12 protein-coding genes are annotated in these 13,291 nt (G+C 40.6%); 6 read left to right on the top strand and 6 right to left on the bottom strand.

What is annotated here, in order from left to right; genetic code table 11:
• Positions 1–9: 9 nt before the first annotated feature.
• Together H5186_RS14010 and H5186_RS14005 are read right to left on the bottom strand one after the other, a co-directional pair.
• The gene (locus tag H5186_RS14010; RefSeq protein ID WP_182718421.1) at positions 10–1,347 is read right to left on the bottom strand and encodes an ankyrin repeat domain-containing protein; all 1,338 of its coding nucleotides are present in this window, start codon (positions 1,345–1,347) and stop codon (positions 10–12) included.
• Positions 1,348–1,607: 260 nt separating this feature from the next.
• Entirely contained in the window at positions 1,608–2,204 is a 597-nt protein-coding gene (locus tag H5186_RS14005; protein ID WP_182718422.1) for a phospholipid-binding protein MlaC, read from the bottom strand.
• A 238-nt stretch (positions 2,205–2,442) separates the two neighbouring features.
• Here H5186_RS14005 and H5186_RS14000 point away from each other — a divergent pair, with 238 nt between their 5' ends.
• Both H5186_RS14000 and H5186_RS13995 read left to right on the top strand, forming a co-directional pair.
• Positions 2,443–2,985: an acyloxyacyl hydrolase gene (locus tag H5186_RS14000; RefSeq protein WP_182718423.1), complete on the top strand. Its 543-nt coding sequence runs from the start codon at positions 2,443–2,445 to the stop codon at positions 2,983–2,985.
• Between the two features lie 54 nt (positions 2,986–3,039).
• The gene (locus tag H5186_RS13995) at positions 3,040–3,186 is read left to right on the top strand and encodes a DUF2897 family protein (protein WP_145241011.1); all 147 of its coding nucleotides are present in this window, start codon (positions 3,040–3,042) and stop codon (positions 3,184–3,186) included.
• A gap of 39 nt (positions 3,187–3,225) precedes the next feature.
• Here H5186_RS13995 and metE read toward each other — a convergent pair whose 3' ends face one another.
• A complete protein-coding gene (gene metE, locus H5186_RS13990) occupies positions 3,226–5,499 on the bottom strand; it encodes a 5-methyltetrahydropteroyltriglutamate--homocysteine S-methyltransferase (protein ID WP_182794598.1) in 2,274 nt (757 codons plus the stop codon).
• Between the two features lie 289 nt (positions 5,500–5,788).
• On the opposite strand from metE, the gene H5186_RS13985 reads away from it, so the two are divergent.
• Both H5186_RS13985 and H5186_RS13980 read left to right on the top strand, forming a co-directional pair.
• On the top strand, positions 5,789–6,676 hold the full coding sequence (locus tag H5186_RS13985; protein WP_182718425.1) for a LysR family transcriptional regulator: 888 nt from the start codon (positions 5,789–5,791) through the stop codon (positions 6,674–6,676).
• Positions 6,677–6,728: 52 nt separating this feature from the next.
• Complete coding sequence (locus H5186_RS13980) at positions 6,729–7,493, top strand: ElyC/SanA/YdcF family protein (RefSeq protein WP_182784997.1); 765 nt, start codon at positions 6,729–6,731, stop codon at positions 7,491–7,493.
• A gap of 34 nt (positions 7,494–7,527) precedes the next feature.
• Here H5186_RS13980 and H5186_RS13975 read toward each other — a convergent pair whose 3' ends face one another.
• Complete coding sequence (locus tag H5186_RS13975; protein WP_182718427.1) at positions 7,528–8,280, bottom strand: Nif3-like dinuclear metal center hexameric protein; 753 nt, start codon at positions 8,278–8,280, stop codon at positions 7,528–7,530.
• A 150-nt stretch (positions 8,281–8,430) separates the two neighbouring features.
• Here H5186_RS13975 and H5186_RS13970 point away from each other — a divergent pair, with 150 nt between their 5' ends.
• Positions 8,431–8,796: a hypothetical protein gene (locus H5186_RS13970; RefSeq protein ID WP_182739946.1), complete on the top strand. Its 366-nt coding sequence runs from the start codon at positions 8,431–8,433 to the stop codon at positions 8,794–8,796.
• 33 nt (positions 8,797–8,829) lie between these two features.
• Here H5186_RS13970 and H5186_RS13965 read toward each other — a convergent pair whose 3' ends face one another.
• A complete protein-coding gene (locus H5186_RS13965; protein WP_182784992.1) occupies positions 8,830–9,303 on the bottom strand; it encodes an HPP family protein in 474 nt (157 codons plus the stop codon).
• Positions 9,304–9,402: 99 nt separating this feature from the next.
• Here H5186_RS13965 and H5186_RS13960 point away from each other — a divergent pair, with 99 nt between their 5' ends.
• Positions 9,403–9,984 (top strand): TetR/AcrR family transcriptional regulator, encoded by a 582-nt coding sequence (locus tag H5186_RS13960; RefSeq protein WP_182739944.1) that lies wholly within the window; start codon positions 9,403–9,405, stop codon positions 9,982–9,984.
• A 46-nt stretch (positions 9,985–10,030) separates the two neighbouring features.
• On the opposite strand, the gene H5186_RS13955 is transcribed toward H5186_RS13960, so the two are convergent.
• Positions 10,031–13,213 carry an amidohydrolase family protein gene (locus H5186_RS13955; RefSeq protein ID WP_182794597.1) on the bottom strand — a complete coding sequence of 1,061 codons (3,183 nt, stop codon included), beginning with the start codon at positions 13,211–13,213 and terminating at the stop codon, positions 10,031–10,033.
• Between the last annotated feature and the right edge of the window lie 78 nt (positions 13,214–13,291).

The raw sequence follows: 13,291 nt of genomic DNA, 5'->3' as shown, positions 1-13,291 counted from the left end.
GCAAGAAGCTTAAACAACTTCACTTAACGTTGCCAATGCAACAATACTTGCTAAGCCTAGCTGCCCAACTAAACTGATCAATGAGCAACAACGCAGTACAAATAACCCCCATGGGTGTTTAATATGAGGGTATAAAGCGCAGCGCTTCAAACTAATTGCAAAAAAGAAGCAGACAATTGCCAACATGGTTAAGCAAAGCGTCAGTTCACTTTTAATTGCAATCGAATCATCAAAAAAGAAAAACAACTGTAGCGGCAACAATAAAGTCACGATGGCATGTAAGGCGTGGACTTTTTTGATCCGCGAAAATTGTCCATCCGGCGATAATTCTTTAATACCAAAATCACGCTCTAAGCATTTCACTAACTGACTGGCTTTAACACTCACTGCTAAACGATAACAACTTAAGCCATCACAGTTACGAACACGAAAGTCATAGCCAGACTTCAATAATAGCACCATCAAAGGTTCATTTTTTGCTAGTACCGCATAATGTAAAGCACTGTTACCAAGGGCATCACGTTGTTTTTTATCTTGTTTATCTAATAAGGTTTGTACTAAATTAACAAACCCTTTTTCAACTGCCCACATAAAGGCCGTTTTACCATTTTCATCCGCCAACGTGCCTGTTGCACCTTGCTCTATAAAACGCATCGCCATCGTTTGTTTAGCTGTGTCAAAACGCAAATGCGCCAACAGTGCTTGTTCTAATAGCACCACTGAGTCAACATCTGGTGATACTTGGGTTAATAAGGTGAAATAATCCTTTCCGCCAGCAACTTTTTTCGCCGCTAATTCACTTAACGCATTAACGTCATCGATTGAGTCAGGTATAAAGGTGCTAAAACGTTCACGAAAATCAACTTCTTTCCACAGTGCCAAGGCATCTTCGGCACTCATTTTACTGCCCGCATTGAGCGCATACTCGATGATTGTAAAATAGCGTTTTGAGAATAACTGAGATAATAACGTAACGGGTGTTTCTATCGTTGTTTGTGACGCTACAGCTGCATATTTTTCAAGGCGTTGGCAAAGTAATAGCACTAAACTCTCTGGGCTATACTCGTTATCAAAATAGTAATCTTTAGCTGCCGAAATATACTGTTGAGCGGCTTCATCATATTCACAGATATGTTGGAAAAAACACTCTTCAAATGGCTCAAGGGGAGTTAACCAGGTTAAATAATAGATAGGCGGTAGCACAGTGGTACACACGCCATTGTCTTCTTCAGTCGAGCGACAAGCCGGCCATGCTTCTAAAGCGTCTAAAATAAATGCACCGTTTTGCTCAATAAGTCCTTTGACTAATAACGGGTATTCTTTAGGCCAAATAAGTACATTTTCCATTAAAAAAACACAACTCCAGTGTCTATCTTGCTCGGTACAAAGGTCAGTAAAAGAGTTTAACAACTACAAACTGACACTGCGCTTAATATAATTTTAAGTACCCCAGTAAATTAGTGATACCAGTGGGTATGTAAGCGCTTATTCTAGCATACCCAAAACCACACGCTATAGCCAAACCGTGTGATTTTAAAAGAAAATAACAAAGCACCATGCAGTTAACACTGCACGGTGCTTTAGGTTGGAGACTTACTTGGAAATGATTACTTACTGTTAAGCTCAGCTGTCACTTGGTCAAGGCCAACTTCTGAAATTCGTTGAATAACTTCTTTTTGCTTTGCACTGAGTAACGAAATACCTTCAGCGACAATATCATATACTTTCCAGCTACCATCTTTGCCTTGGCGAAGCTTAAAGTGTAAGTCAATCGTTGGCGCATTATCTGCAATAATTTGCGTCTTAACCGTGGCAAACTCGCTCTCTGCAGCATCGTTACTTTCTTCGAATTTTATTTCTTGCCCGGTATATTTCATTAATGCACTAGCATAGGTAGTGGTTAAGTAATGCTCCACTGCACTTATAAATGCAGTCGCTTGTTGGCGATCGATACCTTTAATGTGCTTACCTAATAATTTATAGGAAACAAATTTAACATCTATATTAGGCATTAAATACTGATCAACAATGTGTGCCATGTCACTTTTGCTCGCTGTGCCTTGGCTGTTTATTTTGCCAATTTCACTAAACAGCTGATCGCCTACCTGAGTTAATAACTGATTAGGTGACTGTTGTGTTTGCGCAAACAAGGAAGCACTAAAAACTAGCGCGATTAATAATAAATAACGACCAAGTGAAGTCATTGTTGATAAGTCCTAAGTAAATCTTGTAGCGTAATTTACGCTGTTCATAAGAGATTAAAAAGCCTCAAAATAGCACCTTATTAGTGCCAACACGGCATCAATTGATTTAATCTTTTTATTTCATATTGTTAGCTAAGCTCATGTAATAACACACAGAGTCTGTGAATTTATGCCACTTGAATTAGCCTCCCCCACGCCCTTATTTTGTAAATAACGTTTTCATCTAAAGAGCTTTACCATGTTATTTAAAACATTAACTGTATTGATTTTATTATCTATTTCCATGTTCAGCAGACTATCTTATGGCGCGCCCTATACACTTTCCCCTCATGGCTATGCCATTGATTACATTCAGGGGGAAGGTGATGTTAAAGGTTTAAAACTGGCATACCAATACCATGCTCCGGCACTACAATCATTAATTGAAAATACCCATATTTACTTAGAATCAAGTATTAATATTTGGGAATACGGCGCAGATAATAGCCATCAGACAAATGTTGTCCTTGCAATATCCCCGGTATTTCAACATCTGATCAGCTCAGTGCGCGGTATTCCTTTGTATTTCGAAGCCGGCATAGGGGTTTCATTAGTCAATGACACTCACTTCGCCGGCAAAAATGTGAGTACCCACTACCAGTTTGAAGACCGACTAGGCTTTGTTGCTGATTTTGGAAAAACCAAAGCTGCGGTGCGTTATTTACACTATTCAAATGCAGGGTTTAAAAGACCAAACCCAGGTCTTGATTTTATTTCGCTGTCGTTTTCTAGACGTTTTTAACCCTAGAAATCTTTGCTACACTAAGTACTTATAAATGACTCGTTAGAGATCACCATGCAAATTTGGCATATACTCATCATCATCTTAGTGTTGGCAATCATTATCGGTAATATTTTGCTGATCAAACACTCAGCAAAAATGGATTTTAAAAAACCAACCGATGAAGATGAACTCAAATCAGAGCAACAAAAAAAGCCCTAACTAAGTTTTGTTAGGGCTTTACATCGTAGGAGATGTTCTTTACTGCAGCTCCTCACGCAGCTCTTTGGTTGCTTTAACCATATTATCAAGAGCTTGTCGCGTTTCTTGCCAACCACGGGTTTTCAAACCACAGTCCGGGTTTACCCATAAACGCGCAACCGGTATTTTTCGTGCGGCTTTATGGATCAACGTTTTCATCCATGCAATATCCGGTACATTCGGAGTGTGAATATCATATACACCTGGACCAATATCATTTGGATAATCAAAATTCTCAAATGCTTCAAGTAGTTCCATGTTAGAACGTGAGGTTTCAATGGTGATCACATCGGCATCCATATCTGCAATCGCGGCAATAATACCGTTAAATTCGGCGTAACACATGTGAGTATGAATTTGTGTTTCATCTTTCACACCGCTTGCTGAGACCCTAAATGCATACGCTGCCCATTCTAAATATGCTTGCCATTGGCTACATTTAAGCGGCATACCTTCACGAAATGCAGGTTCATCAATTTGAATAATATCAATACCGGCATTTTGTAAATCGACCACTTCATCACGTAACGCAAGTGCAATTTGATTAGCGATGGTGGGTTTGTCTAAATCATCACGAATGAATGACCAAAACAGAATAGTTACAGGACCTGTTAGCATGCCTTTCATTTTCTTACTCGTCAGCGACTGTGCGTATTTTGTCCACTGAACCGTCATCGCTTTTTCACGTGATACATCCCCCCAAATTACAGGTGGTTTTACACATCGCGAGCCGTAGCTTTGCACCCAACCAAACTGGGTAAAAGCAAAGCCTTCTAATAGTTCAGCAAAGTATTCAACCATGTCATTACGCTCCGCTTCGCCGTGCACTAACACATCTAAATCAAGCGCCTCTTGCTCTTCAACAGCGTAGCGAATTTCTGCTTTCATTTGCCTTTGATAATCATCCGCAGATAATTCACCGGCTTTATAATCACGGCGTGCTTGACGAATTACTTGAGTTTGTGGAAATGATCCTATCGTGGTGGTCGGCAGTAGCGGTAAATTAAGTGCTGCATGTTGTTTTTCAATACGTTGAGCAAATGCATGATTACGCTTACCGTCTTTTGCGGTGAGTGCAGTTACACGCTGTTGTACAGCTGTATTATTTACACGAGTAGAGGTTAAGCGTGCTTTAATAGGTGCTGAATAAGCAACGAGCTCACTGATATCATTGCTTTCAAGCGCGGCTTTTAATAATGACAGCTCTTGGCCTTTTTGTTTTGCAAATGCAAGCCATGAACAAAGTTCATCATCGAGCTTTTCTTCTTGCTCTAAATCAACCGGTGTATGCAGTAAAGAACAAGATGGGGCAAGCCATAGATTATCACCGCGCTTTAGCGCAATGTCTTTTATGCTATTAAATACAGCCTCTAAATCAGTACGCCAAATATTACGGCCATTTACTACGCCTAATGATAAAACTTGATCTGTACTTAATAATATATCTAGTTTTGCAACATCAACATTTGTTGCAACACAATCAAAATGTACGCCATCAACAGGGTAACCTGCAATATCATCAAAGTAGGCAGTGACTGAGTCAAAATAACTAGCAAGTAACAACTTCACGCCTTGACCTGCAAGTGCACGAAAGCTTGTTTTTAATGCCTCTTGATAATCTTCAGTCAGCTCTAAACCTAATATAGGCTCATCAACCTGTACCCATTCAATCCCTTGCTGCGCTAATTTAGCGAACACGTGTTGATAAACAGCTAATAGTTTTTCAAGTAAGCTAAGTTTATCAAACTCCTCACCTGCACATTTTGCTAAGTAAAGATAAGTGACTGGGCCGACCAATACTACTTTTGCATTGTGCCCCAATGCTTGTGCTTGAGTAACTTGCTCGAATAACTCAGTGCAAGTTAGTTGAAACTGCTGATCATGAGTTAGCTCTGGAACTATGTAATGATAATTAGTATTAAACCACTTTGTCATTTCGCTTGCTGCACATGAACAACCGCTTGGTGCACGACCACGCCCAATACGAAATAATGTATCAAGATCAATGCTACCATCCGCTTTTTGATGACGCTTGGGCACTGCGCCAATCAATAAAGAGGTAGATAACACATGGTCATACCAAGCAAAGTCACCTACCGGTAATAAATCAATCCCAGCATCTGCTTGAAGAGCCCAATTTTCTGCCCGGATCGTCTTACCTTGATCAAGCAACTGCTCTTGGCTGATTTTACCAGCCCAGTATGATTCTACTGCAAATTTTAGTTCACGCTTTCTACCTATGCGAGGAAAACCTAAGTTATGTAATTGTGCCATGTTGAAATTCCCTTCCAGCTGTTTAGATAGCTAAAACCATAAACCTATACCTGACATCAAACAATTGATGCTTCCTCAGTTTCAACTTGAGGTAAATTCATGGAAATGATTTTTTGCAAACTCAAAAAACACAATGACATCGCTGTCAAATATGGTGCTATAGTAGATTTGTAAATTTCACGTAAAAAAACGGGATTTATAGCCATCTAGACGTTGAAGCATCTTAATTTAAGGCGTATTATGGCTGTAATCTGAGTTAAACTCACCTTTACCATGAGAATTATTAAAGATGATTGATGTAAAACACTTAAAGACCATCGCAACCTTGAAAGAAACCGGTTCTTTGGTAAATACTGCGCGCGAATTATTTTTGACTCAATCCGCTTTATCTCATCAAATCAAAGATTTAGAAAACAAGCTTGATTGCCAACTATTTGAACGTAAAACTCAACCGGTGCGCTTTACCCCACAAGGTATGCTATTACTTGAACTTGCCAGCGAAGTACTCCCGCGTGTTGAAGCAACCAAATGCCGTTTAAAAGAAAGTCTTAATCAACCAATTTCACAATTACGACTCAGTGTTGAATGCCATGCTTGTTTTCATTGGTTATTACCAACAATTAAAGAATTCAATAACTTTTGGCCTGATATCAAAGTTGATTATGAGCGCGGCTTTAGTTATGACGCTATTCCTGAGCTGCTCAGTGATGAATTAGATTTAGTACTCACTTCAGACATTCGTGAACCAGATAAACTTGAATACGCACATTTATTTGATTTTAAGCTTAAATTAATTGTTGCCCCAGATCATGAACTAGCGAAAAAAGCCTATGTAACGGCGCTTGATTTGAAAAACGAGACGATTATTTCATACCCTATTCCACGAGAGCGTCAGGATATCTTCAAACATTTTATTCAAAATGCACGTTTTGATGGCACCTTGAAAACCGTAGATCAGGGCTTGCTCATTTTTCAGCTTGTCAGTGCCGGAATGGGGGTTGCAGCATTACCGGATTGGTTAGTAACACCATATGAAAGCCAAGGACTCATTAAGTCGATTCCATTAGGCGCGCTGGGATTAACCCGTCCAATGTATTTAGCCATGAAAAAGAATATGAAAGATAACCCAGTGTATCGCCACTTTTTAAATACCTGTAAGTTAAATAACGGTCGATAAAATAGGTTTAACCCAGTAGCATACAGAAAACCCCTTTATGTGTGCTACTGTGATGTTTGAACTGAAAAAAATCCTCGGTGCAATGCTAATGCCATTGCCTCTGTTTGCTCTACTGTGCTTTGTTTGCTTATTAATCGCACTGCGTACCAAGAAAGTCAGCATATTTATTGGTTTAATCGCAATTACCAGTTTATTGCTGATCAGTACCCCTTTTATTGGTCAAAAAATAATTGCTCCAAATTCACAGTTAAAGTATGTTTTTGATACAAATAAACAGCCGATACTCGATAAAATAGTGGTACTTGGTTGTGATATAAATCCTAACCCAAAACTTAACGCCAATAGCCAACTTGGTAATTGTGCTAAAAGCCGCCTAATCGAAGCTATGCGCTTAGCATATGTGTACCCACAAGCTCAACTTATTGTTTCAGGTGGCGGTTACAATAAAGTGACCAACAGTAGTTTGATGCAACAAACCGCGATAAGTTTAGGTATTGATGCGCAGCGTATTAAACAAAATCCTACGGCTATGGATACCGCCGATGAAGCACGGCTTTTAGCACCTGCTCTAGTTGATTTTAAAGTTGCACTGGTAACTTCGGCAAGTCACATGGCACGAGCAAAAGATCTATTTAATAGCCAAGGCGTTGATGTTATTCCAGCCGCCACTGACTTTCATGACTTTAGCGAATGGCCTACCCATAAACAGTATATTCCAAGTGCTGATGTGCTATTAGCGGTGACCCGTGATTGGCATGAAAGAATAGGCATGTTTTTGATAAGTGTGCGCCGCTGGATTGATCCAGAAGCGCTTTAAGGTCTAACTCACTTAAAGTGAATTAGCTGGCAACTCAAACTGGGTTGTCTATATCAATGAAGGTTACATCAAAACCATGTTGCTCAGCCAATAACTCACCGAGCGCTTTTATGCCATAGCGTTCGGTGGCGTGATGGCCTGCGGCAAAAAAATCGATCTTTTGCTCACGCGAACTGTGAATGGTCTGCTCTGAAGCCTCGCCTGTTAAATAGGCATCAATCCCCTGGCTAGCAGCCAAATCAATATAACCTTGACCACCTCCAGTACACCAAGCGATGGTCTCAATTAGCTCATCACGTACTAGACTCACTAAAGGTTCACGAGCAAGCACTGTTAATATTTTTTGTGCAAATTGCTCACCACTCATTGGGATTTTTAAACGCCCTTTGACTGCGACACTATTTGCTACAGGCTCCAAACCATCGAGTATTTCTAAATCAAGTAGCTGTGCTAATTGCGCGTTATTACCGATTGATGGATGCACATCAAGAGGTAAATGATAGGCAAATAAATTGATATCATGATTAAGTAACGCAGCTATGCGACGCTTTTTCATACCGGTAATAGGTTGCGCTTCACCTTTCCAGAAATAACCATGATGAACTAATATTGTGTCTGCGCCATGCGCAATTGCAGCATCGATTAATGCTTGACTGGCAGTGACACCTGTAACAATTTTTTTTATCTGTTCACGTCCTTCGACTTGTAGCCCATTTGGGCAAAAGTCTTGAATAGAATCAGGTCTTAAAATGGTATTTAGTAATTGGTTAAATTCTCTGCGCTGCATTTTTTTATTCCAGATTAGCGTTAAATTTTGTGCAAATTTTGGCGTTTATAGGGCTAAAATGGAAGGAAAATCGCAAAAAATTGAAAAGTAAGTCAAAAATAGGTATAAATAAATATTCTCAATCTGTGTTTACAACGTATAGGGCCTCTGATGAGCAAACTAGACAAAACAGAAGTATTAAATGCCTTTGAAGCAGCATACCAAGCAGCCAATGGTAAGAAACCTGAAATCACCAGCAAACCTGGTTGGTACAGCATCGACGGCGGCAAAAACTTGCGCCTTGCAGAAGTTGCTGAATTAACAGAGCAGCTAACTTCAGGCGATACGTCTGCACAACCTGCAGCACCTGCTAAGAAAACTAAAACTAAATCAGCAGTGCCAGCTAAAGCAGCTGTTAAAAAAGCACCATTTACTATAACAACAGCTAATGAAGAAGGTTACACTGCCGAAGAGTTTTGGATTGTGTACCTAGCTAAAAAAGATCACGATTGCCGCTTACCTCGCGGTGTTGTGTAATAACTTTAGACTCGTAGCATAAAAAAACCGCTTTTAAGCGGTTTTTTTATGGCCAACAACGTCGAGTTTTGTATTCAACCACCCTGATATATACCCACAGATAACAATAAACACGGTACCAACAAGAACTGGCATAATCAAAAAGTCCCAACTTTGACCACTGACCATAATTAAAATAGGGTTGGCCCCTGCTGCAGGATGTATGGTGTTAGTCAACATCATTGCGGTCACAGCTAATCCAGTCGCAATAGCAATACTGATCGGATCCACGCCTATAAAACTAATAAAAGCCAAACCTATCACGGCAGTGATGAAATGCCCTACAATAACATTTTTTGCTTTTGCTAAAGGGCTTTTTGGTACACCAAACACCAGCACCGCAGTTGCGCCAAATGGTGCCATAAGCCATACACCATAATTCCCTAAACTTTCTAAATATGCTAATACCGAAAGTGTCAGTGCAGAAAAGATACCCGCGATAACGGCTTTGTAAAATACATCATTCATTAATATTACTTCCTTTAGAGGTAGACCGACTTGTCTACATTTAGATGATAGACAAGTCGGTCTACTTATGTCAAGCTTACTTTTTGACTAGGAGCAACCATGGATAAACGTACCCAGATAATTAATACCGCACTCAGTGCGTTCTATCAAAGAGGGATCCATGCGGTAGGCATTAATGAAATACTTAAAGAAGCAGGTGTTGCAAAAAAAACGCTTTATAATCATTTCGTCAGTAAAGATGAGTTGATCTGTGCGTGTTTAGAGCTCAGAGATCAGCGCTTTAATCAGTGGTTGTATGAACAATTAGAAAACTGCAATACCCCCTTCGAAGTGGCTAATGCACTTTTTAGCGCACTCTCCGCTTGGATAGATAATAAAGTCTCTGAGCTTGGACCTTTTAATGGCTGTTTTTTTATTAATACCGCAGCGGAGTTTCCACACAGCGAGCACCCTATCGCGATGCTTTGCAAAGCACACAAAGAATCAGTTTTACAATTATTGTTCGATAAACTCTCACACACAGAACAACTTAAAGGTCAGTTAGAAAAAACCATACAGTTAGCACAATTATTAATGACCTTAAAAGAAGGTATGATCTGTCAGGCTAGAGTGACGCACTCCAGTAATACACTATTGCAAGACCCAGTATTATTACGCCAACTTATAGCAAGTAGCATATAAAAAAAGCGGCTGTTCAGCCGCTTTTGATTGGTTATAACACTAATAATTACTTATCTTCAAAGTACAATTTGTCGCGTGCTTTTTTGCCAACTTCATTCATAGTCGCGGCATCAAATAACCGACCGTTGATCATCGTATAATCAACTTTATCTGTATCACGAATATTAGTCAGTGGATTACCATCAATCACCATTAGGTCAGCAAGTTTACCGACTTCCAATGAGCCGATATTCTGATCAAGGCCGATGTACTTGGCCGGATCAAGCGTCGCCGCACGAATAGCTTCCAGTGGACTCATACCACCTTGAGCAAACATCCAAATCTCCCAGTGCGCTGCAAGGCCTTCGCGCTGACCATGTGCACCTAGATTCACTAAAACACCTAAATCTTGTAGCTCTTTTGCTACCCGTGCATTGTTAAAGTGATTATAGTGGTGATCGGGTGCTTTAACACGGCGCATTGAACGTGGTAATAATTGGTTTTTTGGCACAAATTTACTTAAGCGCGGGTGATTCCACACATCAGTCTTATCATACCAATAGTTTTCTCCCCAGATGCCGCCATATGCCACACCAAGTGTTGGCGTGTAGCCTACATCACTTTGTGACCAAAGCTGCTTGATATCATCATAAATATTCGCCACGGGAATTGAGTGCTCAATGCCCGTATGACCATCAACCACCATCGTTAAATTATGCTGTAATAATGAACCACCTTCTGGCACCACCATCATTTCAAGCTCTCGGCCAGCTTCAATTACTTGTTGGCGTTGTTCACGTCGTGGTTGGTTGTATGATTTAACACTAAACGCGCCAACTTTCTTTAATCGCTCTAAGTGAAATTTAGCATCATCTAACGAATCAATGTGTGATGTATAACCTGGCATATTGGCACCATATAAAATAGTACCGGTTGAGAAAATACGTGGGCCTACAATAGTCCCCGCTTTTTGCATTTCGCTGGCTGTAAAAATCTCTGTTGTATCGTTTGATGGATCGTGAATTGTCGTGACGCCTAACGATAGGCCCGCTAAGTTTTTCCAATTTTGCTCAGGAATGATCTCATCGCTGCCTTGTGAACCATGCGCATGCGCATCAACAATTCCTGGCATAATTGTTTTGCCAGATACATCAATTACCTGTGCGCCTTTTGGAATGTTAATATCAACAGCTGTACCAACGGCTTTAATATGTTTACCATCGGTTAATAGTATACCATTTTCAATGACTTGCTCGCCTTTCATGGTAATAATACGTGCGCCCGTTAAAGCTATCATGCCTTTTGGTTCAGCCATTTTGCTACTAAAGCCAATGTTATCGCCACTTTTTACTTTAAAGTCAGCGTCATCCGCTTTATTGATATCAAATAAACCTGCCAAACTTGCATGATAAAGCTCTGGGCCTAGCGTCCAATACAGTTTATCGCTGCTGGCGCTCCAGCTGATATTCTCACCGGCACGAACAGATAACTGCTCAATCGGAAATTGGCTGTCTTTAGGACCAATATTAATGGTTTTACCACTTTGCACTAATGGCGTAACAAACACTTTAAAACGTTCAGCAAAAGCGAGGTACTTGCCATCAGGCGATACTCTAAACTCAGTAGCATGCTCTGACTCATAAAGCTTAGTGATTTTTTTCGAATCAAGTTCAACCACACTTAGCGTTGGCTTAGGCCATGGGCTCATCACAAAAACTCGATCATTAGCTGATGCAAACTGCGGCTGATAACCACTTTTAGAAATTAACTCAGCTTTCCCGCCTTTGCTACTCACTGCATAAATACCCGGATGCAGTGACCAATCAGGGTTTAAAATGCTGCCTCCTGAGGCTTTACGGTACACTACCGTTTTGCCATCAGGACTAAATGTTGGCTCAACATATTTACCTGGCTCTGTGGTAATATCATCACCGCGACCACTACGCGCAGAGACAACTCGAACAGCCCCCTGTTCGTTATCATCCCAGGTTACATAGACTATTTTTTTACCATCACGGGAAAACTGCGGGAACAACTCAAAGTGGTCATTTTGTTCAGTTAAACGCTTTATTTTTCCTGACTCTAAATCGCGTTTATAAATATGTCCTAGCGCTTCAAAAATTGCTGTTTCACCATCCGGCGAAATCTGTACATTACGCAACATTTTTACAGCAAATTCATCGCTATCAATATTTTGTGTAAAACGCACTGCTTGTTGAATTTTCTTACTGGTTTTAACTTCAAATGGTACGGTTTCTACATCGCCATCTTGCACATCAAGTTTATGAATAGTACCGCCAGCCCAAAATACCAGTTGGTTATTATCTGGTGTCCATGCAATGGTTGGATACACGCCATGAATAGCCCAAGTCTCTTGCATATCACGTTCAAGCTTGTCATATAGCTTAGTATGCTTACCGCTGGTTAAGTCATATAGGTAGAGGCTAGTTTGAAAATCATCTCGTTTAATATACGCAAGCTTCTTACCGTCTGGCGACGGGGTTGGTCTAATCGCGCCGCCCATACCATCAATAATCGTTTCTATCTCACCCGTTTCGCGATCATAGCGTTTGATTTTATAAATGCCAGCAACCGAATCTTTTGAATAATGAAAGGTTTTACCCGGTGTGGCATCATGTGAAAAGTACACATAACGGCCATCCGGTGAGAACATCGGCTCACCTAAATCTTTTTGATCATTCTCACGTTTAGTGAGTTGTACACCTTTGCCACCCGCTTTATGATAAAGCCATACTTCACCTGCGCCTAATGAACGGCTCGCTGTAAAATGCTTACGAGCAACAATATAGTCGCCGTCGGGACTCCATGCGGGGCTGTTCAATAAGCGAAACGTTTCATCGGTTACCGCCGTTTGATTTTCACCGTTTAAATCCATCAACCAGATATTATCACCGCCACCTTGATCAGAGGTAAACGCAATATGTTTACCATCAGGACTAAAACGCGGTTGCATTTGCCATGCGATATCAGAGGTCTGTTGAGTGGCAGTGCCACCAGCCATCGGCATAGTGTAAATATCGCCCAGCAAATCAAACACAATGGTTTTGCCATCAGGACTGACATCGATATTCATCCAAGTGCCTTGAGAGACACTAATATTAGCATCAACAAATTGCCCTTGTGGCGCATCCACTTGCCATTTTTTGTCATCATTATCTTGTGCCTGAGCCTGACCATATAGCGCCAGTGACACAGCTACAGCCATTGCTGTATGAAGCATTTGTTTCATCGCCTTCTCGCTTATTTTTATTGCGGTTTTCATCTTATAAACATGATTGCAACAAAAACGGCAGCAAGTTACCAGCGA

The sequence above is a fragment of the Pseudoalteromonas sp. SG41-2 genome (assembly GCF_014164535.1).
GTDB lineage: Bacteria > Pseudomonadota > Gammaproteobacteria > Enterobacterales > Alteromonadaceae > Pseudoalteromonas > Pseudoalteromonas rhizosphaerae.
This window is presented reverse-complemented; position numbering and strand designations above follow the sequence as displayed.